We start from the raw sequence: 24,095 nt of genomic DNA on the forward strand, positions 1-24,095 counted from the left end.
TAGGACAGGGCTGAAATCAGTCGTGATATTGGCCCGACAACTCATGCACCGCGCGCAGGAAAGCGCCGGCGTGTTCCGGGTCGACTTCCGGCGTGATGCCGTGGCCGAGATTGAACACGTGGCCACTGCCCTTGCCATAGCTGGCGAGGATGCGTCCGACTTCGGCACGGATGGCTTCAGGCTTGGCATACAGCACGGTCGGGTCCATGTTGCCTTGCAGCGCGACCTTGTGACCGACACGCTGGCGGGCGTTGCCGATGTCGCAGGTCCAGTCCAGGCCCAAGGCATCGGCGCCGGCATCGGCGATACTCTCCAACCACAGCCCACCATTCTTGGTGAACAGGATCACCGGGACCTTGCGACCTTCGTGCTCGCGGATCAGGCCGCTGACGATCTTGCGCATGTAGGCCAGGGAGAACTCCTGGTACGCCGCCGCCGACAGGTTGCCGCCCCACGTATCGAAGATCTGCACCGCCTGGGCACCGGCCATGATCTGGCCGTTGAGGTACGACGTGACCGACTGCGCCAGCTTGTCCAACAGCAGATGCATGGCTTGCGGATTGTCGTAGAGCATCGCCTTGGTCTTGCGGAAATCCTTCGACGAGCCGCCTTCGACCATGTACGTCGCCAGCGTCCAAGGGCTGCCCGAAAAGCCGATCAACGGGACGCGACCGTTGAGTTCACGGCGGATGGTGCTGACCGCGTCCATGACGTAGCCCAGGTCCTTCTGCGGATCGGGGATCGGCAGGGCCTCGATGTCGGCCAGGGTGCTGACGACTTTCTTGAAGCGCGGGCCTTCGCCGGTTTCAAAGTACAGGCCTTGGCCCATGGCGTCGGGGATGGTGAGGATGTCGGAAAACAGGATCGCCGCGTCCAGTTGCGGGTAGCGGTCCAGCGGCTGCATCGTGACTTCGCAGGCGAACTGCGGATTCATGCACAGGCTCATGAAGTCACCGGCCTTGGCGCGGCTGGCGCGGTACTCCGGCAAATAGCGACCGGCCTGACGCATCATCCACACAGGGGTGACGTCTACGGGTTGCTTGAGCAGGGCGCGAAGGAAGCGGTCGTTCTTCAGGGCAGTCATGTCGGCATCCGGAAAAAAAGTGCGGGCATTTTCTCAGAGCGCGACGTAAAAGGCACGGCAAGAGCCGTGCCTTTTATCTATCGGGGCAATTTGTCGCGGTGCAACGCAGTCTTCCAAAACACCACAAACAACTGTGGGAGCGACGATTCGGCGCCCCGACTTGCTCGCTCCCACAGGGTTACCCCATTTCAGGTCTGGACGCGGCTCAGACTTGCAGGTAATCCAGGATCCCTTCCGCCGCATTGCGGCCTTCGAAGATCGCCGTCACCACCAGGTCGGAACCCCGGACCATGTCGCCGCCGGCGAAGATCTTCGGGTTGCTGGTCTGGTGCTTGTACTGACCCTGCTCCGGGGCAACGACGCGGCCCTGGCTGTCGGTCTGGATGCTGAACTGCTCGAACCATGGCGCCGGGCTCGGGCGGAAGCCGAAGGCGATGACCACGGCGTCCGCCGGGATGATCTCTTCGGAACCGGGGATCGGCTCGGGGCTGCGGCGACCGCGGGCGTCCGGCTCGCCGAGACGGGTCTCGACCACCTTCACGCCTTCGACCTTGTCCTCACCGACAATGGCGATCGGCTGGCGGTTGTAGAGGAACTTCACGCCTTCTTCCTTGGCGTTCTTCACCTCTTTGCGCGAGCCTGGCATGTTCGCTTCGTCACGACGATAGGCGCAGGTCACCGACTTGGCGCCCTGGCGAATCGACGTGCGGTTGCAGTCCATCGCCGTGTCGCCACCGCCGAGCACCACGACCTTCTTGCCCTTCATGTCGACGAAATCATCCGGCGACTTTTCAAAGCCCAGGTTGCGGTTGACGTTGGCGATCAGGAAGTCCAGCGCGTCGTAGACGCCCGGCAGGTCCTCACCGGCAAAACCGCCCTTCATGTAGGTGTAGGTGCCCATGCCCATGAAGACCGCATCGTACTCTTCGAGCAGTTGCTCCATGGTCACGTCCTTGCCCACCTCGGTGTTCAGGCGGAACTCGATGCCCATGCCGGTGAAGACTTCGCGACGATTGCTCAGCACGGTCTTTTCCAGCTTGAACTCGGGGATGCCGAAGGTCAGCAGGCCACCAATTTCGGGGTTTTTGTCGAACACCACCGGGGTCACGCCGCCACGTACCAACACGTCGGCACAGCCAAGGCCCGCCGGGCCCGCGCCGATGATCGCCACGCGCTTGCCGGTCGGCTTGACCTTGGACATGTCCGGGCGCCAGCCCATGGCGAACGCGGTATCGGTGATGTACTTCTCCACCGAACCAATGGTCACCGCGCCGAAACCGTCGTTGAGGGTGCAGGCACCTTCGCACAGACGATCCTGCGGGCACACCCGGCCGCAGACTTCCGGCAGGGTGTTGGTCTGGTGGGACAGCTCGGCGGCCTGGAGGATGTTGCCCTCAGCCACCAACTTCAGCCAGTTGGGAATGAAGTTGTGCACCGGGCACTTCCATTCGCAGTACGGGTTACCACAACCCAGGCAACGGTGGGCCTGGTCGGCCGACTGCTGGGGTTTGAAAGGCTCGTAGATTTCCACGAACTCTTTCTTGCGTTGACGCAACAGTTTCTTCTTCGGATCCTTGCGCCCGACATCGATGAACTGGAAGTCGTTATTCAGACGTTCAGCCATTGTTAAAACCTCATCAAACTCTTCAGGCGCATATCACTGCGGGTTGGCACGGGTGCTGGAAAGCAACGATTTCAGGTTGGCCGCCTTCGGCTTGACCAGCCAGAAACGACGCACGTAGTCATCGAGGTTCTCGGCGAGTTCACGACCCCACTCGCTGTTGGTTTCCTCGACGTACTCGTTCAGCACGCGTTGCAGGTGGCTACGGTAGGCCTCCATCGCCTCGCCGCTGATGCGCTGGATTTCCACCAGTTCGTGGTTGACCCGGTCAACGAACGTGTTGTCCTGGTCAAGCACGTAGGCGAAACCGCCGGTCATGCCAGAACCGAAGTTGTAACCGGTCTTGCCCAATACGCAGACGAAACCACCGGTCATGTACTCGCAGCAGTGATCCCCGGTGCCTTCCACCACGGTGTGGGCGCCGGAGTTACGCACGGCGAAACGCTCGCCTGCGGTGCCGGCGGCAAACAACTTGCCGCCCGTGGCGCCGTACAGGCAGGTGTTGCCGATGATCGCACTGTCCTGGGTCTTGTAGACGCTGCCCTTGGGCGGAACGATGACCAGCTTGCCACCGGTCATGCCCTTGCCCACGTAGTCGTTTGCATCACCTTCCAGGTACATGTTCAGGCCGCCAGCGTTCCAGACGCCGAAGCTTTGCCCGGCCGTGCCCGTGAAGCGGAAGGTGATCGGCGCATGGGCCATGCCCTGGTTGCCGTGTTTGCGAGCGATTTCCCCGGAGATCCGCGCGCCGATGGAACGGTCGCAGTTGCAGATGTCCAGTTCGAATTCGGCACCGCTCAGGTCGTTGATCGCCGCAGCGGCCATGTCGACCATCTTCTCGGCCAGCTCACCCTTGTCGAACGGCGGGTTGCGATCGACATGGCAGAACTGTGGCTTGTCCGCCGGAATCAGATCACTGCCCAGCAACGGGGTCAGGTCCAAGTGATGCTGCTTGGCGGTCTGGCCCTCGATCACTTCCAGCAGATCGGTACGGCCGATCAGCTCTTCCAGCGAGCGTACGCCCAGCTTTGCCAGCCACTCGCGGGTTTCTTCGGCCACGTAGGTGAAGAAATTCACCACCATGTCGACGGTACCGATGTAGTGGTCCTTGCGCAGCTTGTCGTTCTGGGTCGCCACGCCGGTGGCGCAGTTGTTCAGGTGGCAGATGCGCAGGTATTTGCAGCCCAGGGCGATCATCGGCGCGGTGCCGAAGCCGAAGCTCTCGGCGCCGAGGATGGCGGCCTTGATCACGTCCAGGCCGGTCTTCAGGCCACCGTCGGTCTGCACCCGGACCTTGCCGCGCAAATCGTTGCCGCGCAGGGTCTGGTGGGTTTCGGCCAGGCCCAGTTCCCACGGCGCGCCAGCGTATTTGATGGAAGTCAGCGGCGATGCGCCGGTGCCGCCGTCATAGCCGGAGATGGTGATCAGGTCGGCATAGGCTTTCGCCACGCCGGCGGCAATGGTGCCTACGCCCGCTTCCGCCACCAGTTTCACCGAGACCAGGGCCTTCGGGTTCACCTGCTTGAGGTCGAAGATCAGTTGCGACAAGTCTTCGATCGAGTAGATGTCGTGGTGCGGTGGTGGCGAGATCAGGGTCACGCCGGGAACCGCATAGCGCAGCTTGGCAATCAGGCCGTTGACCTTGCCACCGGGCAATTGGCCGCCTTCGCCGGGCTTGGCGCCTTGGGCAACCTTGATCTGCAGCACTTCGGCGTTGACCAGGTATTCCGGCGTAACGCCGAAGCGGCCGGTCGCCACTTGCTTGATTTTCGAACTCTTGATGGTGCCGTAGCGCGCCGGGTCTTCACCACCTTCACCGGAGTTGGAACGCGCACCGAGGCGGTTCATGGCTTCGGCCAGGGCTTCGTGGGCTTCCGGGGACAACGCGCCCAGGGAGATACCGGCCGAATCGAAGCGCTTGAGCACCGATTCCAGCGGTTCCACTTCACTGATGTCCAGCGGCGTGTCGAGGGTCTTGACCTTGAGCAGGTCGCGGATCATCGACACCGGACGGTTGTCCACCAGCGCGGTGTATTCCTTGAACTTGCTGTAGTCGCCTTGTTGCACGGCCGCTTGCAGGGTGTTGACCACGTCCGGGTTGTAGGCGTGGTATTCGCCACCGTGGACGAACTTCAACAGGCCGCCTTGCTGGATCGGCTTGCGCGGGCTCCAGGCTTCGGCCGCCAGGGCTTTCTGCTCGGCTTCGATATCGACGAAACGCGCACCCTTGATGCGGCTCGGTACGCCACGGAAGCTCAGTTCGCAAACTTCTTCCGAGAGACCGATGGCCTCGAACAATTGCGCGCCACGGTACGAAGCGATGGTCGAGATGCCCATCTTCGACAGGATCTTGAGCAGGCCCTTGGTGATGCCTTTGCGGTAGTTCTTGAACACCTCGTAGAGGTCGCCCAGCACTTCACCGGTACGGATCAGGTCGCCCAGCACTTCGTAGGCCAGGAACGGATAGACCGCCGAAGCGCCGAAGCCGATCAGCACCGCAAAGTGATGCGGGTCACGTGCGGTAGCGGTTTCCACCAGAATGTTGGAATCGCAGCGCAGGCCTTTCTCGGTCAGGCGATGGTGCACCGCGCCAGTGGCCAGGGAGGCGTGGATCGGCAGCTTGCCCGGGGCGATGTGACGGTCAGTCAGCACGATCTGGGTACGGCCGGCGCGCGCGGCTTCTTCAGCCTGGTCGGCGATGTTGCGGATCGCTGCTTCCAGGCCGACGCTTTCGTCATAGTTCAGGTCGATGACCTGACGCTCGAAGCCAGGGCGTTCGAGGTTGGTCAACGAGCGCCACTTGGCCGGCGAAATGACCGGCGAGCTGAGGATCACCCGCGAGGCATGCTCTGGCGATTCCTGGAAAATGTTGCGCTCGGCGCCCAGGCAGATTTCCAGGGACATCACGATCGCTTCGCGCAGCGGGTCGATCGGCGGGTTGGTCACCTGGGCGAACTGCTGGCGGAAGTAGTCGTACGGCGTGCGCACGCGCTGGGACAGTACCGCCATCGGCGTGTCGTCGCCCATGGAGCCGACCGCTTCGTAGCCCTGCTCGCCCAGCGGACGAAGCACCTGGTCACGTTCCTCGAACGTCACCTGGTACATCTTCATGTACTGCTTGAGCTGGTCGACGTCATAAAAGGCCGAACCGTGGTCGTTGTCTTCCATGGTCGCCTGAATGCGCAGGGCATTCTTGCGCAGCCATTGCTTGTATGGATGACGGGACTTGAGACGGTTGTCGATGGCGTCGAGGATCTGGCCGGTCTCGGTGTCCACGGCAAAGATCTGCCCAGGGCCTACGCGGCCTTTGGCGATGACGTCTTCGGGCTGGTAGTTCCAGACACCGATTTCCGAGGCCAGGGTGATGAAACCATTGGTCGTGGTGACCCAGCGCGCCGGGCGCAGGCCGTTACGGTCCAGCAGGCACACCGCATAGCGACCGTCGGTCATGACGATACCGGCCGGGCCGTCCCACGGCTCCATGTGCATGGAGTTGTATTCATAGAAGGCCCGCAGGTCCGGGTCCATGGTCTCGACGTTCTGCCAGGCAGGCGGCACGAGCATGCGCACGCCACGGAACAGGTCGATGCCGCCGGTGACCATCAGCTCCAGCATGTTGTCCATGCTCGAGGAGTCCGAACCGACGCGGTTGACCAGCGGGCCAAGCTCTTCGAGGTCCGGCATCAAATCGTTGGCGAACTTGGTGCGACGGGCCAGGGCCCAGTTACGGTTGCCGGTGATGGTGTTGATCTCGCCGTTGTGCGCGAGGAAGCGGAATGGCTGGGCCAGTGGCCATTTCGGCAGGGTGTTGGTGGAGAAGCGCTGGTGAAACACGCAGATCGCGGTTTTCAGGCGCTCGTCGCTCAGGTCCGGATAGAAGGCGGTGAGGTCCGCCGGCATCATCAGGCCTTTATAGATAATGGTCTTGTGGGAAAAGCTGCAGATGTAGTGATCGGTGTCGGCGGCGTTGGCCACGGACGAACGACGACGGGAGCTGAACAGCTTGATCGCCATTTCCTGGTCGCTCAGGCCTTCACCGGCAATGAACACCTGTTCGATCAGCGGCAGGCGCTCGAGGGCCAGGCGGCCGAGGACGCTGGTGTCGATCGGCACTTTGCGCCAGCCGACGAGTTGCAGGCCGGCGGCCAGGATCTCGCGGTTCATGTTCTCGCGAGCGGCCTGGGCCTTGACCGGGTCCTGATTGAAAAACACCATGCCCACGGCGTACTGCTTGGGCAGGGTCACGCCAAACGTTTCCTGGGCAATGGCACGCAGGAACTCGTCTGGCTTTTGAATCAGCAAGCCACAACCGTCACCGGTCTTGCCGTCGGCGTTGATCCCACCACGGTGGGTCATGCAGGTCAGGGCCTCAATGGCCGTTTGCAAAAGGGTATGACTGGGCTCGCCCTGCATATGGGCTATCAGGCCGAAACCGCAGTTATCCTTGAATTCATCTGGTTGGTACAGACCTGCTTTCATAGACACTTTCTCACCAGGCTGCCTCTTAGCGAGGCAAATTTCTTTTCAATTCAACCAGTTGCATGCCGCGCCGAACGTACGCCAGCTTTGCGGGGGCAAAAGGGAGGTCATTGTACACACCGACACAGAGGCCCACAAATTTGACGACGAACTGTCGCAAATCCATGTCGCATTTGTGAAAGGTTTAAAGCTATATGCTGTGCTAGTCAAAACTTTTTTGGGTTCGACCGCTACGACTCAAACACTACTGTGACGCAGACACCACAAGGCGCGCGGCCTGAAAGGCCGCCCGCCCTTGCGGAAATTTTGAGGTTGCCGGGAGAGGCGGCCTGGGTAAGGCCGCCGAATCATCAGCGAGTTGCTGCCAGTTCCTGTTGGACGCTGGCGACAGTGCGAGGCCAAGGTTTACCAGCCTGAACCTTCGCTGGCAAGGCCTTGATGGCGGAAACGGCTGCGTCACGGTTGGCAAAGCTGCCGTAAGTGATGACATACAGCGGCTTGCCGTTGAGTACTTTCTTGAAATAACGGTACTCGCCGCCTTGCTCCTTGACGAAGTTCTGCGCGGCGGTTTCAGAGCTGGTGCCGAGGATCTGCACCACATAGTTGCCCGGAGCCTGACCGGCGTACCAGCTACCGCCCGCGGCCTTGGCCGGGGCAGCAGGCTTGGCCGCGGGTGCTGGCGCCGCCGGTTTGGCCGCTGGCGCAGGTGCAGGAGCGGGCTTGGCGGTGGCGACCTGAGTAGGCGCAGGGGTCGGCTTGGCGGCCGGAGCCGGCGATGGCGTCGGCGCAGGGCCGGCCGGTACGCCCGCAGGCGGCGCGGTGGTGGTCACAGTAGGTGGCACGTCGCTGGTGTCTTCGATCGGAGGCGGCGCTCCGTCGTCACCCTCGGTGATTCCACCGGCGGCTTCAGCCAACGGACCGCGCATGACCGGCTGCGACTGGCCGACCAGCGGCAGTGGCATTGGCTGGGTATTGCCGGCGAATTCCACCGCCGGGGCACCGCCGTTGGGTTGGGGCGTGCCCTGACCGAGAGGCAGCTGTGCCTGTTCATTGGCAGGTGCGCCGGTGGTCGGTGCTTTGCTGCGACCCGGCATCAGCCAGGCGGCAGCCACCGCGACCACGACCACGGCGGAAATCGCCAATACGTGTTTCTTCGGCATGTTGAACCCCATACTTGGACGCTTCACCGCTGAGCGGCTGGCGATCATGATTTCGATCAGAGCATCTCGGGCTACCTGGTTGATATTCCCTGGCCAGCCGTCGGAGCTTTCGTGAATCTCAGAGATCTGATCCGCGGTGAAAAGTTCGATACCCCGGCCGGCGCCTTCGAGACGCTGGGCCAGATATTCACGGGTTTCTTCCTCGGTGTAGGGCGCCAGCTCGATAACGTGGAAACGCTCTTCCTCAAGGTCCAGTTGCTCGAGGTCAGCGATCAACGACGACTCGCCAAACAGGAACACATGAGGACGACCCTCCGGCGCACCGGCAGCCAGGGCCAACAGGGCTTCCAGGGCGGATTCGTCGAGTTGCTCGGCATCGTCCACCAGCAGATAGACTTCCTGCCCCGTCAACGCCAGTTGCACGATCTGGCCGAGAATCGCGCCGATTTCCGCCTGCTCGACATTCAGTGCCTGGGCGACCTGACGCAGCACGCCAGCTGCGTCGCCGGCGCCACGGGCCGATATCACGACGCTTTGCACCGACTGTTTGTTGGTGCTGGCCACCAGGGCCTGGCGCAGCAAGGTCTTGCCGCTGCCCTGGGGGCCGGTGACGACCAACAGCAACTGGCTGTAGCGCGCCAGGTGATGCAACTGGCCCAGCACCGGCTTGCGCTGGGCGGGAAAGAATTTGAAACCCGGGACCCGTGGGGCGAAAGGGTCGTGACTCAACTGGAAATGGCCGAGGAAAGCCTCGTCGGCATGCAAACTAGTCATCGGAATCTTTTTAACCTTTAAGCTGAGCCAGGGCGCGGTAGTCCGCTCCCAGCGTGGCCTGTAGAATCTCTTTCGGATAATCGTCGGTCACCACCGCTTCGCCCATGCGGCGCAGCAGCACCAGACGCAGACGACCGTCGATCACTTTCTTGTCGATTGCCATGTGTTCAAGGAAATCCGCCTCGCTCATTTCCTCGGGCGGCACCACCGGCAGCCCGGCACGCTGGAACAGACGGATCCCACGATCACGCTCCTGCTCGCTGATCCAGCCCAGGCGCATGGACATTTCCAGGGCCATGACCGTACCTGCGGCAACCGCCTCGCCATGCAGCCAGACGCCATAGCCCATGTGGGTTTCAATGGCATGGCCGAAGGTATGGCCCAGGTTCAGCGTGGCGCGCACGCCCGATTCACGTTCATCGGCGCCGACCACCGCGGCTTTGGCGGCACAGGAGCGCTCGATGGCGTAAGTCAGCGCCGCCTGATCCAGCGCGCGCAGGCGGTCGACGTTGTCTTCGAGCCAGCCGAGGAAAGGCTCGTCGCAGATCAGTCCGTACTTGATGACCTCGGCCAAGCCCGCGGACAACTCACGGGGCGGCAGGGTCTTGAGCGTTGCCGTGTCGATCAGCACCACGTTGGGCTGGTAGAACGCGCCCACCATGTTCTTGCCCAGCGGATGATTGATGCCGGTCTTGCCACCTACCGACGAGTCGACCTGGGAAAGCAGCGTAGTGGGGATCTGGATGAAATCGACACCGCGCTGATAGCAAGCCGCCGCAAAACCGGCCATGTCGCCGATCACACCGCCACCCAAGGCAACCACGGTGGTGCGGCGGTCATGCCGGGCAGTCAGCAGGCCGTCGAAAATCAGTTGCAGGGTTTCCCAGTTCTTGAAGGCCTCGCCGTCGGGCAACACGACGGAAATGACCGAATAGGCAGACAGGCTGCGTGCCAGGCGTTCCAGATACAAAGGGCCGACGGTTTCGTTGGAGATGATCGCGACTTGCCGCCCGGCGATGTGCGGCGCCAGCAATTCGGGCTGGTCCAGCAAGCCTTCGCCAATATGAATCGGGTAGCTGCGCTCGCCCAGGTCGACCTTAAGTGTCTGCATGTGTCCCCACGGTGAAGATGAAATCAGGCGTCCTGCCTGCATTGACGAAATTACACGGTGCCCGCTGTGGCGCCAGTTAATGGCCATCCGCCACGCCCCAGACGGGCCAAGGCGGGACGCCGAGGATAGCGCATTTCGCGCCGCGCATTAACGGGGGGGCAATTGTTGCAGGCGATCGAGGATTTCCAGTACCACCATCCGTGGCGGCCGCTCGTCGGTTTCGATGACCAGGTCGGCGATTTCCCGATACAGAGGGTCACGCACTTCCAGCAGGTCCCGTAAGGTCTTGGCCGGGTCGGCCGTACGCAGCAGCGGCCGGTTGCGATCGCGGGCGGTACGGCCAACCTGCTGTTCGACGGAAGCATGCAGATAGACCACTCGCCCTCCGGCATGCAGCGCCCGACGATTGGCTTCGCGCATGACCGCGCCGCCGCCGGTGGCCAGCACCACGCCTTCAAAATCGCACAGCTCGGCAATCATCGCCTGCTCGCGGTCCCGAAAGCCCGGCTCGCCTTCCTTATCGAAGATCCATGGGATATTGGCACCCGTGCGCAATTCAATTTCCTTGTCGGAATCTTTGAACGGCAGGCGCAGCTCTTTGGCCAGCAAACGACCGATGGTGCTTTTTCCAGCCCCCATCGGCCCAACAAGAATCAAATTTCGCACAGAATCAACGACTCACAGCAATCGCCTGGTTGTTCATGATACGCGGAGTGAGAAACACCAGCAGCTCGGATTTTTTCTCCGAGACCACATCACGCCGGAAAAGGCGGCCAAGATACGGCACATCGCCAAGAAATGGCACCTTATCTACAACCTTGCTCTGAGTATTTGAGAAAACGCCACCAATAACAATGGTCTCGCCGTCATTGACCAGCACCTTGGCGTTGACCTCATTCTTCTTGATCGGCGGGACATCCTGCACTTTGTTCAGATAATCCGGCTCATCCTTGGTGACCTTGACTTCCATGATGATGCGGTTGTCCGGGGTGATCTGCGGCGTGACCTCCAGCGACAACGATGCTTCCTTGAACGACACCGAGGTGGCGCCGCTGGAGCTGGCTTCCTGGTAGGGAATTTCCGTGCCCTTGAGGATTTTCGCGGTCTCCTTGTCGGAGGTCACCACCTTGGGCTGGGAAACGATTTCGCCGTTGCCGGTTTTTTCCATGGCGGTCAGTTCCAGGTCCAGCAGCACGTTGTCCGTGATGAACGCGATACCAATCCCTGAGGTGTTGCCTGAAGCCCCGAGGTCGACGAACGGTTGGTTGGTGCCGGTACTGCCCGGCGTGCCGATGGTCGTGGAGTCTCCCGTGGTGACGCCGGAAGAATTCCAGTTGCCCTTGTTCTGTATCGAGCCCCCCCAGCGCACGCCCAGGCTCTTGTCGTAATCGACGTTGGCCTCGACGATTCGCGCCTCGATCATCACTTGACGCACGGGTATGTCCAGTTGCGCGACGATCCGGCGCAGCTCGTCGAGCCGGTCCTGGGTCTGGTAGGCGATGATGTTGTTGGTGCGTTCATCGACCGTGATCGTGCCCCGCTCGTCGGCCTTCGCCTCGGCACTGGTGACCGACTGGAACAACTTGGCGATGTCGGCGGCCTTGGCATAGTTGACCTGCAGCAGCTCACGCCGCAGCGGTGCCAGGTCGGCAATCTGCTTCTGGGATTCAAGCTCCTGGCGCTCGCGTGCCGCAATCTCGTCGGCGGGCGCCACCAACAGGACATTACCGACCTTGCGCTTGTCGAGCCCCTTGGTCTTGAGCACGAGATCCAGCGCCTGGTCCCACGGCACGTTCTGCAACCGCAGGGTGATACCGCCTTGCACGGTGTCGCTGGCCACCAGGTTAAGGTTGGTGAAGTCGGCGATCAACTGCAGCACCGAGCGCACTTCAATGTCCTGGAAGTTGAGTGACAGCTTTTCCCCGTTGTAGGCGGCGCGGTCGCTGTTGCGTTTCTGCAAGTCTTCGACCGTCATTGGCCGGACGCTCACGGTCAGCTTGTTGTCGGTCTGGTAGGTCGAGTAGTCGAAGGTGCCGCTGGGTTCGATGCTGATGGTGGCGCGGTCGGAACCCGCGCTGGCATTGACGAACTGCACCGGGGTGGCGAAATCCTTGACGTCCAGGCGCACCCGCAGGGGTTCGGGCAACTGGGTCCTGGGGAAGTCGAGGATGATCCTGCCTTCGCGCTCCTGGATATCGGGCGCAATGGAAGGGTCGGACAGGTCAATGACCACATTGCCTTCCCCTTGGGTCCCACGCTGGAAGTCCACGCCCCGGATGGCCTTGCCTGCCGGAGCGCTGGCCCTGGTGAGGGACGGTACGGCTCCGGCAGGGCGCGGTGCCTGCGCCGCGGCCCTGGCGGTCGCGCCCTTGCCAACCACTACGAAGAGGTTGTTGCCCTCGATCCGCGTGTCATAGGGCGCCAGCTGGGTAAGGCCGATGATCAGCCGCGTGCGGTCCCCCGCCTCGACCACGGTGGCGCTGCGTGCGTTGCCGCCGCCCAGGTCATGGCTTTTGCTGGCCAATCGATTGGTCACGCCGGGCAGGTCCAGCGCGATTCGCGCCGGTTGTTCGGTGGTATAGCCCCGAGGTGGGGGCGGCGGACCATCGAAGCTGAGCTTCAGCTCGACACGGTCCCCCGGCAACGCCGCGACATCGAGCGTCTTCAGGCTGGCCCCCTGTACCATCGGTGACAACAGCGCTATCCATAGCGAAATACCGAGGGCTGGAAAAATCCTGTTCATTGTTCGAATTCCACTATGAGTGCTCTTTCAAAGGAATGGTCCGCGGCCGCTCCAGCCAGGCGCCCTCGCCATCGGGAACGATTTCGACCACATCGACCTGCGTGGCGCTGATCGCGACGACCCGCCCATCATTGCGTCCCAGGTAGTCCCCCACCTTCAGCCGATGTACGCCGCCCGCGCCTCGTACCAGTGCAAAGGAACCGCTGGCATTGGAGATCGTCCCGACCATCTCGAACTGCTCGATATTAAAGCCTTCCAGGTACTGCTTGACCCGGTTGGGATCGGGCCGCACGTTGCGCGAGCCCTGCGGCCGACCCGCCTGGTCCATGCGCACTTGCCTGGAGAAAGGGCTGCGCAGGTTCGCGGCGCTGTAGGTGAAGGTTTCGTTGGGCTTGAAGGTCGGCGTTGGCTCGATCTTGCCAGGTGGGCGCAGGCGCACCTCGTTCATGTAGGCATCCAGGTCACTGAAGCCGTCGTCGCTGTTACAGCCGGCCAACGCGACCAACCCGGCCAGCAGGCTCATACGCCAGGCCGACATCATGGCTGCGCCTCCTGCTCGTTGTACCGGTAGGTCTTGGCCTGGATGCTCATGCGCAGCTTCGTCCCCTCCTCGGGCTCCATCGGGGCGATCTCGAAGTCGTGCAGAGTCACGATTCGCGGCAACCCGGCCACGCCGCTGACGAATGTCGCCAGGTCATGGTAGCCGCCCGTCACGGTGATCTGGATCGGCAGCTCGATGTAGAACGGCTGGGTGACTTCCGGCAGCAGTTTGATTTCCTCGAACTCCAGGCCACTGCCCAGGCCGGTGCGGGTGATGTCTTCCAACAGGCCTGGCACTTCGGTGTCGCTGGGCAACTGCCGCAACAACACGCCGAACGAGGTCTCCATCTGCTTCATCTGCTCGGTGTAGCGCTCCAGGTTCGCCGCCATGTGAGCCTTGCCCGCAAATTGCGCCTTGAGGGTGTTCTCCTCTTCCTGCACTTGCTGCAACTGAGTCTGCAGGTCACTCAAGGCGAAGTTATAGCCCAGCCCCAGAACCAGTATCACCAGCACAATGCCAGCCAGCCATTTGATCGGTGCCGGCCACGAACCAATATTGTTGGTGTCCAAGTCGCTGAGGTCGATCTTGCGCAGTGCGTCCAGCCATTCTCCGGGCTTCATTGGGCGTCCTCCGCATCGGCCGGGCGGGTCTGGCGAACCGTCAGCTGAAAGATGTTCGCCTGGTCGAGCTGGCCCGCCGTGGTGGCCTTCACTTCCGTCAGGCTCGGAGCGTCGAACAAGTCCGATGAGTCCAGGTTGCGCATCAGGTCAGAGACCCGGTTGTTCGACTCCGCGGCCCCTGTTATTGACAAGGTGCCCTCTTCCATCTTGACGTCAGTGAAATACACACCGTCGGGCAGGGTCCGCGCCAACTGATCGAAAATCCGCGCGCTGACCGGCCGATTGCCCTGCAGGTCCTGGATGATGCGCATGCGCTCCAGCAATTGTTGCCGCCGTGCCTTCAACTCGCTGATCTGCTCGATGCGCTCGTCCAGGACGGCAATCTGCTCGCGCAGGTGGCTGTTGCGCGCTGTTTGATAGTCGATGGCACTGTTCAGATATTGCACCGCGATCAAGGTCAGGCCCACCGCACCGACCAGCGCGCCGACCAATGCCAGCAGAAAGCGTTTGCGGCGCTCTTCGCGCAGCTCTTCGCGCCAGGGTAGAAGGTTGATCCGCGCCATCAGTCGAAACTCCTGAGGGCCAACCCGCAGGCGATCATCAGCGCGGGCGCGTCACTGGCCAGGGCGCCCGCGTTGACCTTGCTGCTCAGGGCCATGTTGGCGAACGGATTGGCCACCTGGGTGGGTGTGCCCAGGCGCTGCTCGATCAGCCGATCCAGCCCCGCCACCGAAGCCGTGCCGCCGGCCAACAGGATGTGATCGACCGCGCTGTACTGGCCGGAGGCAAAGAAAAATTGCAGCGAGCGCGATACCTGCTGGACCAATGCTTCGCGAAACGGCTGCAGCACCTCGCTGAGATAGTCGTCCGGCAACCCTCCCTGCTTTTTTGCCAGGCCGGCCTGCTCCGGCGTCAGGCCGTAGCGGCGCTGGATTTCCTCGGTCAGTTGGCGGCCACCGAACAACTGCTCGCGGGTATAGATGATGCGCCCGTTGTGCAACACGCTGAGGGTGGTCATCGTGGCACCGATGTCGACGACCGCCACCGTCAACCGCTCCTGAGTCGCCGCCAACTGGGTCGCGAGCAGACCAAAGGCACGCTCCAGCGCGTAGGCCTCCACGTCGACCACGCGGGCCGTCAACCCAGCGAGAGCCAGCGCGGCCTCGCGGACCTCGACATTTTCCTTGCGACACGCGGCCAGCAGCACCTCGACCCGCTCGGTGCTGCGGGGCGAAACGCCAATAACTTCGAAATCGATCGCTACCTCATCCAGGGGGTAAGGAATGTACTGGTCGGCTTCGATCTTGAGCTGGTTTTCCATTTCGTCATCGGACAGCCCGGCATCCATCTCGATGGTCTTGGTGATGACCGCCGAACCCGCGACGGCCACCGCCACGTTGCGCAAGGGCGTCCTGGCCTTGGCGAGCACCCGCGACAGCGCCTGCCCCACGCCTTCGAGCTCGGCAATGTTCTTTTCGATCACGGCATTGGCCGGCAGAGGCTCGACCGCATACGACTCGACGCGATAACGATCACCCTGGCGACTCAATTCGAGCAGCTTCACCGACGTCGAGCTGATGTCGATTCCCAGAAGCGCATGGGCTTTTTTATTGAAGAGTCGTAGCACTACCAATTCCCTATGACTATCCGTGAGTTACGGACTCTCTAATAAGCGTTGCGTTCAACCCCCCGGTCCGACGAACGTCCGGATGGCGTTCCCGACGAAAAAAAATGCTTATAATGCCCAGCGTTTTTTTTCGCTTTGTTGCAAGCACGGGTTCTTCCCTGCACCTGGCGCCTTTTCATTCTTTGCCTGGATATCCAAAAGCCTTGATTCGTCTGCTGAAATTTTTCGGATGGTCCATCGTCGCCGTTTTCTGCGGACTGCTCTTGGGCCTGAGCGGTGCGTTTCTTTACCTTAGTCCGGGATTGCCGTCCGTGGAGGCGCTGAGAAGTATTCAGTTGCAGATTCCCCTGCGGGTGTACAGCAGCGACAACAAGTTGATCGCCGAATTTGGCGAAATGCGCCGTACGCCGATCCGTTTCGCCGACATTCCGCCCAATTTCATCAATGCGTTACTAAGTGCTGAAGACGACAATTTCGCCAACCACTACGGCGTCGATCCCGGCAGCCTGATGCGCGCCGCCAGCCAGCTGATCAAGAGCGGCCACATCCAGTCCGGTGGCAGCACCATCACCATGCAGGTGGCGAAGAACTTCTTCCTGACCAGCGAGCGCAGCTTCTCGCGCAAGACCACCGAGATCCTCCTCGCCCTGCAAATCGAGCGGCAGCTGACCAAGGACGAGATCCTCGAGCTGTACGTGAACAAGATTTACCTGGGCAACCGCGCCTACGGCATCGAGGCGGCAGCCCAGGTGTATTACGGCAAGTCGATCCGCGATGTGAGCCTGGCGCAGATGGCGATGATCGCCGGCCTGCCCAAGGCGCCGTCGCGCTTCAATCCGCTGGCCAATCCGGCGCGCAGCAAGGAACGTCGCGACTGGATCCTGGGGCGCATGTACAAGCTCGGCAAGATCAGCGAAGCGGACTACACCGCCGCGGTCAATGAGCCGCTGAACGCCAGCTACCACGTCCCGACTCCAGAAGTGAACGCCCCGTACATCGCCGAGATGGCCCGTGCCGAGATGGTCGGTCGCTATGGCAGCGACGCCTACACCGAAGGTTTCCGCGTCACCACCACGGTGCCGAGCGATCTGCAGGAAATGGCCAATACCGCGCTGCACGAAGGCTTGATGACCTATGACCAGCGCCATGGCTACCGGGGCCCTGAATCGCGCCTGCCAGGCAAGACCAAGGAAGCCTGGGCCCAGGAACTGACCAAGCAACGCACCATCAGCAGCCTGGAACCGGCGATCGTCACCCAGGTGGACAAGGACGGCATCAAGGTCCTGACACGCAATGGCGATTCGGAAGAGCACGTGGCCTGGGACACCATGAAATGGGCCCGTCCGTTCCTCAATACCAACAGCATGGGGGCCAATCCTCGCCAGCCATCGGACGTGGCGCAGGTCGGCGACCTCGTCCGGGTGCAGCGCCAGCCGGACAATTCCCTCAAGTTCAGCCAGATCCCGGCCGCCCAGGGCGCGCTGGTTTCCCTGGACCCGCAAAACGGCGCGATCCGTTCGCTGGTGGGTGGCTTCGCATTCGAGCAGAGCAACTACAACCGTGCCTTGCAGGCCAAGCGCCAGCCGGGTTCGAGCTTCAAGCCATTCGTCTATAGCGCCGCGCTGGATAACGGCTACACCGCCGCCAGCCTGGTGAACGATGCGCCGATCGTCTTTGTCGACGAATACCTGGACAAGGTCTGGCGCCCCAAGAACGACACCAATACCTTCCTTGGCCCGATTCGCCTGCGCGAAGCCTTGTACAAGTCCCGCAACCTTGTATCGATTCGCCTGCTGCAGGCCCTGGGCGTGGACCGCACCATCGACTACATCAGCAAGTTCGGCTTCAACAAGCAGGACTTGCCGCGCAACCTGTCCCTGGCCCTGGGCACCGCGACGCTGACGCCGATGGAGATCGCCACGGGCTGGAGCACATTTGCCAACGGCGGGTACAAGATCACTCCGTATATCATCGATAAGATAGAAAGCCGCAACGGCGAAACGCTGTTCCTTGCCAACCCGCCACGGGTCCCCACGGGCGAAGAGGCCAGCAACGGCGTCGCCGCGCCTGCCACTGAGACCTTCACGGTGAACGCAACAGGCGGCGAAGCCACCACCGCCCCTGCCGTACCACAAGCGCCGGCAATCGCCGAACGCATCGTTGACGGACGCACCACCTACATTCTCAACAGCATGCTGCAGGACGTGATCAAGCTCGGCACCGGCCGTCGAGCCCTCGCCTTGGGCCGCACCGACCTGGCGGGCAAGACCGGTACCACCAACGAATCCAAGGACGCCTGGTTCTCCGGCTATAACGCCGATTACGTGACCACCGTCTGGACCGGTTTCGACCAGCCCGAAAGCCTGGGTCGGCGAGAGTTCGGTGGCACCGTGGCGCTGCCGATCTGGATGAGCTACATGGGCGCCGCCCTCAAGGACAAGCCGCCCCACACCCAGCCTGAACCGGAAGGCATCCTCAGCCTGCGAGTCGACCCGGTCAGCGGCCGCGCGGCCACGCCAGGTACGCCGGGTGCGTACTTCGAACTGTTCAAGAGCGAAGACACCCCGCCGTCGGTCAACGAGCTGGGCAACGGCGTAGCGCCGGGCAGCCCGTTGCCGGCAGACGAGGCGGCGCCGATCGATTTGTTCTGACCGACCCCACCTCCCTGTGGGAGCCGAGCTTGCTCGCGATGGCGGCGGCCCAGGCAACCCAAAACCCGTGGTGAGGGAGCTTGCTCCCGCTGGCCTGCGCAGCAGGCCCCTGCATGCCTATAGACCGACCGCATTGCCCGGTTTGCGACGGCTGCGCAGCCGAGCGGGAGCAAGCTCCCTCGCCACAGGGTTGGATTGAGACTTGAGCGTTGGGCTGAGAGGCCTGGGGTGAATTGAAGATCGTCATCGCGAGCAAGCTCGCTCCCACAGGGGGATTTGTAGCGGTCGCACAATCAATGTCCAACACCGAACCAATGTGGGAGCGAGCTTGCTCGCGATGGCGGCAGCCCAGGCCACCCAAAACCCGTGGTGAGGGAGCTTGCTCCCGCTGGCCTGCGCAGCAGGCCCTGCATGTTTATAGACCGACCGCATTGCCCGGCTTGCGACTGCTGCGCAGCCGAGCGGGAGCAAGCTCCCTCGCCACAGGGGTTGGATTGGGGTTCAAGCGCTGGGCTTGGGAGACCTCGGTTTAATTGAAAATCGTCATCGCGAGCAAGCTCGCTCCCACAGAGGGATTTTTGGTGGCCATACAAAACCGGCACGCACAAAAAAGCCCCGACTCATCATAGAGCCTGGGCTTTTTGTTGAAGCACTACAACGACTTAGCCGTTGAACACGTCATCCACGCTCTTGAGCGGGTAGTTCTTCGGGTACGGCAGGGTGGCCACGCCCGTCTCGATGGCGGCCTTGGCCACGGCGTCGGAGATCAGGGTGATCAGGCGGGCGTCCATGGGTTTCGGGATGATGTACTCACGACCGAATTCCAGCTTGATGCCGCCGTAGGCGTCGCACACTTCCTGAGGCACCGGCAGCTTGGCCAGTTCGCGCAGGGCGTTGGCGGCCGCGACTTTCATTTCTTCGTTGATGCGCTTGGCGCGAACGTCCAGGGCACCACGGAAGATGAACGGGAAGCCCAGCACGTTGTTGACCTGGTTCGGGTAGTCCGAACGGCCGGTGGCCATGATCACGTCGCTGCGAGTCGCGTGAGCCAGCTCTGGGGAGATCTCCGGATCCGGGTTCGAGCAGGCAAACACGATTGGGTTCGGCGCCATGCGCAGCAGGTTTTCCGGGGTCAGCAGGTTCGGGCCCGACAGGCCGACGAACACGTCCGCACCGTCCAGCGCGTCCGCCAGGGAGCGCTTGTCGGTCGCGTGGGCGAACACGGCCTTGTATTGGTTCAGGTCGTCACGGCCGGAGTGGATCACGCCGGTACGGTCGATCATGAAGATGTTTTCGATCTTGGCGCCCATGCTCACCAGCAATTTCATGCAGGAGATGGCCGCAGCGCCCGCGCCCAGGCAGACGATCTTGGCTTCCGGCAGGGTTTTGCCAGCGATTTCCAGGGCGTTGATCATGCCGGCTGCGGTCACGATCGCAGTACCGTGCTGGTCATCATGGAAAACCGGGATGTCGCACTGTTCGATCAGGGCGCGCTCGATCTCGAAGCACTCAGGTGCCTTGATGTCTTCCAGGTTGATGCCGCCGAAGGTGATGGAGATGCGCTTGACGGTGTCGATGAAGGCTTGCGGGCTTTCGGAATCGACTTCGATGTCGAACACATCGATGCCGGCGAAACGCTTGAACAGGACTCCCTTGCCTTCCATGACTGGCTTGGAAGCCAGCGGGCCGAGGTCACCCAGGCCGAGAATCGCGGTGCCATCGGAAATGACTGCAACCAGGTTGCCCTTGCCGGTGTATTTGTAGGCCAGCTCAGGGTCGCGAGCGATTTCACGCACTGGTTCGGCTACGCCGGGGCTGTAGGCCAGCGACAAGTCGCGGGCAGTAGCGGTGGCCTTGGTGAGCTCGACACTCAGCTTTCCTGGACGAGGATTAGCGTGATATTCGAGAGCGGCAGTTTTCAGATCAGACATGTGGGCATTCCGCTTTTTACTGTGTTGGACAGACGGACCGCCGAGGATACGCGCCTCGCAAAGTCCCTACAAGACTGACCAGTCACTCCTGTCAAGCGCCCTGCCCTACGACTTTGGGCCAAGAGCAGCGAAACACAAGGGCTTGATGCATACAATCGAGCAAAGAAATGTCTACAATTATTTTCTCAGAGCACCGGCTGCAACATTGCCGGATCGGTCAGCGGCAACATCCATCGCGCCTGCCCCTGCTTGGTAGCTCCACGTCGAGAGCGATCGATGACCCAACCGCGCGCCTCGACTGTACGGCCTTGCAGGCGTTTCAACATCGACGCATCGAAATTGCGCTGCAGGTTGGGAGCGATGTGCAGGACAACCGCGCCTTGCAGTTCGATCCAGATACCGCCGCGATTGCGTTGCACGCTGTCTACACGGCCGCTGACCAACGCAAAGCCGGGCGCCTTGATTTGCTCGGCTCGCGTGACAGGGGATTTCTTCCAGATCCCGAGCCTTGCTTGCCGCGCCTGGCGTTCCGCCGCCTGCTGACACTCCACCAACTCAACGTTCGGCGCGACCGCCACCAGGAAACCCAGCCCCTCGGCAATCAACTGTTCTTCCAGGTTCCGGCCCTGGCGGTCGTAGACATGAGCAAGCGTGCGCCCGTAATCATCGCGGTCGTCCCGACCCGGCAATACCTTGACCCGGCCGGCGCTGGCGGCCACCAAGGCCTCGAGTCGCTGGTGCGCCGCCACGGCGAACGGTTCATCAGCACGCCCGCGCTTGCCCAGCTCCGGGCTGTTGAGGCCGATCATGCGGATGCGACGACCGTCCTCGAGGTACACGGTGTCGCCGTCCACGACCCGCTGAACGGCCACTTCGGGCAGCTCACCCGGCGAAGGGCAGGACGCCTGAGCACCACAAAGCCAAATCGCGGACACAAAAAAGGCGCCCGCAAGGGACGCCTTTTTCATCAGTCTGGAATAGCCCGAAAGACTTTCCAAAATGATTAGCCTCAGGCTTTCGGAGTAACTTTGCCGAAAGCACCGAAACGATCGGCGAACTTCTGAACGCGACCGCCGGTATCCAGAGTCTTTTGCTTGCCGGTGTAGAACGGGTGGCATTCGTTGCAAACGTCGATCGCCAGGGCTTTGCCGTAGGTCGAACGGGTTTCGAACTTGTTGCCGCAGCTGCAGGTGACTGCAACAACTGGGTAGTCTGGATGGATATCGGTTTTCATGGTGTTTTCCTCAGGCTAGCGTGCCGCCACCCAACACTATTGTTGAATACCGCACGTAATTAGGCCGCGGATTCTACCAGACATCGTCGTTCACGCAAGCTATGCCTTGTACCAACCGTCTGCTAGGCTCGCCCCCACCACACCCCTGTGGGAGCAAGCTTGCTCGCGATAGCGGTGGATCTGCCACATGCATGTTGACTGACAGGCCGCCATCGCGAGCAAGCTCGCTCCCACATTGACTTGCGAATTTGTCCGTTTACCGAGATCCCCGCGTGCCCGACGCCATCCTGCGCCTCGCCTTGCCATCGCCCCTGCGCCGCCTGTTCGATTACCGCGCCCCGGCTGGAGTGCCGCGTGCCCAGTTGCAACCGGGCATGCGTCTGCGCGTGCCGTTCGGCCGGCGGGAAATGATCGGCATCCTGGTGGAAGTCAGCGATCAAAGCGAAGTGCCGGTCGATAAGCTCAAGCCAGCCCTGGCCCTACTCGATGCGACGCCACCGCTGCCGGCGCCGCTGCTCAAATTATGCCTGTGGACCGCCCAGTATTATCAGCACAGCCTGGGTGACACCCTGAGTTGGGCCCTGCCGGCGCTATTGCGCCAGGGCGAACCGGCCGAGGCGCGCCAGGAGCGGTTCTGGTCGGCGGCACCGGGCGCCTCGCTGGACGATCCGCGTATTGCCCGCGCACCGCGCCAGCGCGAAGCCCTGGCGACCCTGGCCCAGCATCCCCATGGCGTGGCGCACCCGTTATTGAGCAAGTTGATGCTCAGTAAGGACAGCCTCGACCTGTTGTTGGCCAAGGACCTGGTCCAGGTGGAAGTCCGTCGGCATGCCCCGAGCGCACGCCATGAACACTGGCTGGCCCAGCCGGAACTGCCACTCAACGCTGAGCAACGGGCCGCTTGCGAGGCCATTCGCGCGGGCTTCGACAGCTACCACGCCTTTCTGTTGGCGGGCGTCACCGGCAGCGGCAAGACCGAGGTCTACCTGCAACTGATCCGCCAGACCCTCGAAGCCGGCAAACAAGCCCTGGTGCTGATCCCGGAGATCAACCTCGGCCCACAAACCCTGGCGCGCTTCGAACAACGCTTCAATGCGCGAATCGCCCTGGTGCACTCGGCGGTCAACGATCGCGAGCGACTGGAAGCCTGGCTCGCCGCCCGGGACGGCGAGGCAGATATCATCATCGGCACCCGCTCGGCGCTGTTCACACCGATGAAAAATCCCGGCCTGATCATCATCGACGAAGAGCACGACGGTTCTTATAAACAGCAGGAAGGCCTGCGCTATCACGCGCGGGATCTGGCGCTGGTGCGCGCCCGTCAGGAAAACATTCCCATCGTCCTTGGCTCGGCCACGCCCTCGCTGGAAAGCCTGCACAACGCCTACACCGGTCGCTACGGCCTGCTGCGCCTCAACGAACGAGCCGGCGGCGCCAAGCAACCGCGCTTCCTGCGCCTGGATGTGAAAAGTCGTCCACTGGATAGCGGTATTTCCGGACCGATGCAGCAAGCCATCGGCCAGACCCTGGCAGCCGGGCAACAGGTCCTGGTCTTCCTCAACCGCAGGGGGTTCGCCCCGACCCTGCTGTGCCATGATTGCGGCTGGATGTCCGGTTGCGAGCGCTGTGATGCACGAATGACCGTCCATCAACGCTACGGCGAACTGCGCTGCCACCACTGCGGGCACTCCGAGCGTGTGCCGAGGAACTGCCCGCAATGCGGGAAAGTCGACTTGCGTCCCGTGGGCGCCGGCACCGAGCGCGCCGAAGAGCGGCTGGGCATTTTGTTTCCCGACTATCCGGTGCTACGCGTGGATCGCGACAGCACTTCCCGAAAGGATGCGATGAACAATCTGTTCGCCACCATCCAAAAAGGCCAGCCCTGCATCCTGGTGGGCACGCAGATGCTCGCCAAGGGGCATCACTTCCCCCGCGTCACGCTGGTGTCGATCCTGGATGCCGACGGCGGGCTGTTTTCCGGCGATTTCCGCGCCAGCGAGCGCATGGCGCAGCTGATCGTCCAGGTCGCAGGCCGCGCCGGGCGCGCCGAAGAGCCAGGCAAAGTGATCATCCAGACCCACCTGGCGGATCATCCGCTGCTGATACAACTGACCGAGCAAGGCTATTTTGCCTTCGCCGAGCAGGCGTTGAGCGAACGCCGAGGCGCCGGGCTGCCACCGTTCGCCCACCTGGCGCTGTTGCGGGCCGAGGCTCACAAACCGGGGCAGGCTGAAGGTTTTCTGGATGAAGCGTGCAGCGAGGCGGAGCGTTTGTTGGCGGAACAGAACCTCACCGGCATCGAACTCTTGGGCCCGGTGCCAGCGCCGATGGAACGACGCGCCGGGCGCTATCGTGCCCAGCTTTTATTGCAGGCCAATGCCCGGGCGCCGCTGCATCGGCTGTTGAATGCCTGGTTGCTGGTGCTCGAACAGATGCCCAGCGGGCGGGCGGTGCGCTGGTCGCTGGATGTGGATCCGGTGGATTTGTACTGACCCAGGCGCCGCCTTCGCGAGCAGGCT

16 protein-coding genes are annotated in these 24,095 nt (G+C 62.2%); 2 read left to right on the plus strand and 14 right to left on the minus strand.

What is annotated here, in order from left to right; translation table 11 throughout:
- Nucleotides 1–16: 16 nt before the first annotated feature.
- From hemE to DOCECA_RS20305, 11 genes are all read right to left on the minus strand, one after another.
- Nucleotides 17–1,084 carry a uroporphyrinogen decarboxylase gene (hemE, locus tag DOCECA_RS20255; protein WP_434561064.1) on the minus strand — a complete coding sequence of 356 codons (1,068 nt, stop codon included), beginning with the start codon at nucleotides 1,082–1,084 and terminating at the stop codon, nucleotides 17–19.
- Nucleotides 1,085–1,289: 205 nt separating this feature from the next.
- On the minus strand, nucleotides 1,290–2,708 hold the full coding sequence (locus DOCECA_RS20260) for an FAD-dependent oxidoreductase (protein WP_445570987.1): 1,419 nt from the start codon (nucleotides 2,706–2,708) through the stop codon (nucleotides 1,290–1,292).
- Nucleotides 2,709–2,741: 33 nt separating this feature from the next.
- Nucleotides 2,742–7,184: a glutamate synthase large subunit gene (gene gltB / locus DOCECA_RS20265; RefSeq protein ID WP_445570988.1), complete on the minus strand. Its 4,443-nt coding sequence runs from the start codon at nucleotides 7,182–7,184 to the stop codon at nucleotides 2,742–2,744.
- Nucleotides 7,185–7,534: 350 nt separating this feature from the next.
- Nucleotides 7,535–9,118, minus strand: coding sequence for an AAA family ATPase (locus DOCECA_RS20270; protein WP_420767045.1), 1,584 nt, complete (start codon nucleotides 9,116–9,118; stop codon nucleotides 7,535–7,537).
- A 10-nt stretch (nucleotides 9,119–9,128) separates the two neighbouring features.
- Entirely contained in the window at nucleotides 9,129–10,229 is a 1,101-nt protein-coding gene (gene aroB, locus DOCECA_RS20275) for a 3-dehydroquinate synthase (RefSeq protein ID WP_445570989.1), read from the minus strand.
- Nucleotides 10,230–10,376: 147 nt separating this feature from the next.
- The gene (gene aroK, locus DOCECA_RS20280) at nucleotides 10,377–10,895 is read right to left on the minus strand and encodes a shikimate kinase AroK (protein WP_420767043.1); all 519 of its coding nucleotides are present in this window, start codon (nucleotides 10,893–10,895) and stop codon (nucleotides 10,377–10,379) included.
- 4 nt (nucleotides 10,896–10,899) lie between these two features.
- Entirely contained in the window at nucleotides 10,900–12,972 is a 2,073-nt protein-coding gene (pilQ, locus tag DOCECA_RS20285) for a type IV pilus secretin PilQ (protein ID WP_420767042.1), read from the minus strand.
- Between the two features lie 13 nt (nucleotides 12,973–12,985).
- Nucleotides 12,986–13,513, minus strand: a complete 528-nt coding sequence (locus DOCECA_RS20290; protein ID WP_434561072.1) for a pilus assembly protein PilP — start codon at nucleotides 13,511–13,513, stop codon at nucleotides 12,986–12,988.
- Nucleotides 13,510–14,133, minus strand: coding sequence for a type 4a pilus biogenesis protein PilO (gene pilO, locus DOCECA_RS20295; RefSeq protein WP_434608201.1), 624 nt, complete (start codon nucleotides 14,131–14,133; stop codon nucleotides 13,510–13,512). The genes DOCECA_RS20290 and pilO overlap by 4 nt, the downstream gene beginning before the upstream one ends.
- A complete protein-coding gene (locus DOCECA_RS20300) occupies nucleotides 14,130–14,696 on the minus strand; it encodes a PilN domain-containing protein (protein ID WP_434608203.1) in 567 nt (188 codons plus the stop codon). The genes pilO and DOCECA_RS20300 overlap by 4 nt, the downstream gene beginning before the upstream one ends.
- The gene (locus tag DOCECA_RS20305; protein WP_420767039.1) at nucleotides 14,696–15,760 is read right to left on the minus strand and encodes a pilus assembly protein PilM; all 1,065 of its coding nucleotides are present in this window, start codon (nucleotides 15,758–15,760) and stop codon (nucleotides 14,696–14,698) included. The genes DOCECA_RS20300 and DOCECA_RS20305 overlap by 1 nt, the downstream gene beginning before the upstream one ends.
- A gap of 206 nt (nucleotides 15,761–15,966) precedes the next feature.
- Between DOCECA_RS20305 and DOCECA_RS20310 the strand changes: the two genes are divergently transcribed.
- Nucleotides 15,967–18,411, plus strand: a complete 2,445-nt coding sequence (locus DOCECA_RS20310; protein ID WP_434564161.1) for a penicillin-binding protein 1A — start codon at nucleotides 15,967–15,969, stop codon at nucleotides 18,409–18,411.
- Nucleotides 18,412–19,073: 662 nt separating this feature from the next.
- Here the strand turns inward: DOCECA_RS20310 and DOCECA_RS20315 are convergent.
- The 3 genes from DOCECA_RS20315 to rpmE form a co-directional block, all read right to left on the minus strand.
- Nucleotides 19,074–20,342, minus strand: a complete 1,269-nt coding sequence (locus tag DOCECA_RS20315; RefSeq protein ID WP_420767038.1) for a malic enzyme-like NAD(P)-binding protein — start codon at nucleotides 20,340–20,342, stop codon at nucleotides 19,074–19,076.
- Nucleotides 20,343–20,527: 185 nt separating this feature from the next.
- Nucleotides 20,528–21,310, minus strand: coding sequence for a thermonuclease family protein (locus DOCECA_RS20320; protein WP_420767037.1), 783 nt, complete (start codon nucleotides 21,308–21,310; stop codon nucleotides 20,528–20,530).
- Between the two features lie 41 nt (nucleotides 21,311–21,351).
- A complete protein-coding gene (rpmE, locus tag DOCECA_RS20325) occupies nucleotides 21,352–21,576 on the minus strand; it encodes a 50S ribosomal protein L31 (RefSeq protein ID WP_305497356.1) in 225 nt (74 codons plus the stop codon).
- Between the two features lie 272 nt (nucleotides 21,577–21,848).
- Between rpmE and DOCECA_RS20330 the strand changes: the two genes are divergently transcribed.
- Complete coding sequence (locus tag DOCECA_RS20330; protein WP_420767036.1) at nucleotides 21,849–24,068, plus strand: primosomal protein N'; 2,220 nt, start codon at nucleotides 21,849–21,851, stop codon at nucleotides 24,066–24,068.
- The last annotated feature ends 27 nt before the right edge of the window (nucleotides 24,069–24,095 follow it).

This window comes from Pseudomonas sp. E102 (assembly GCF_052660185.1).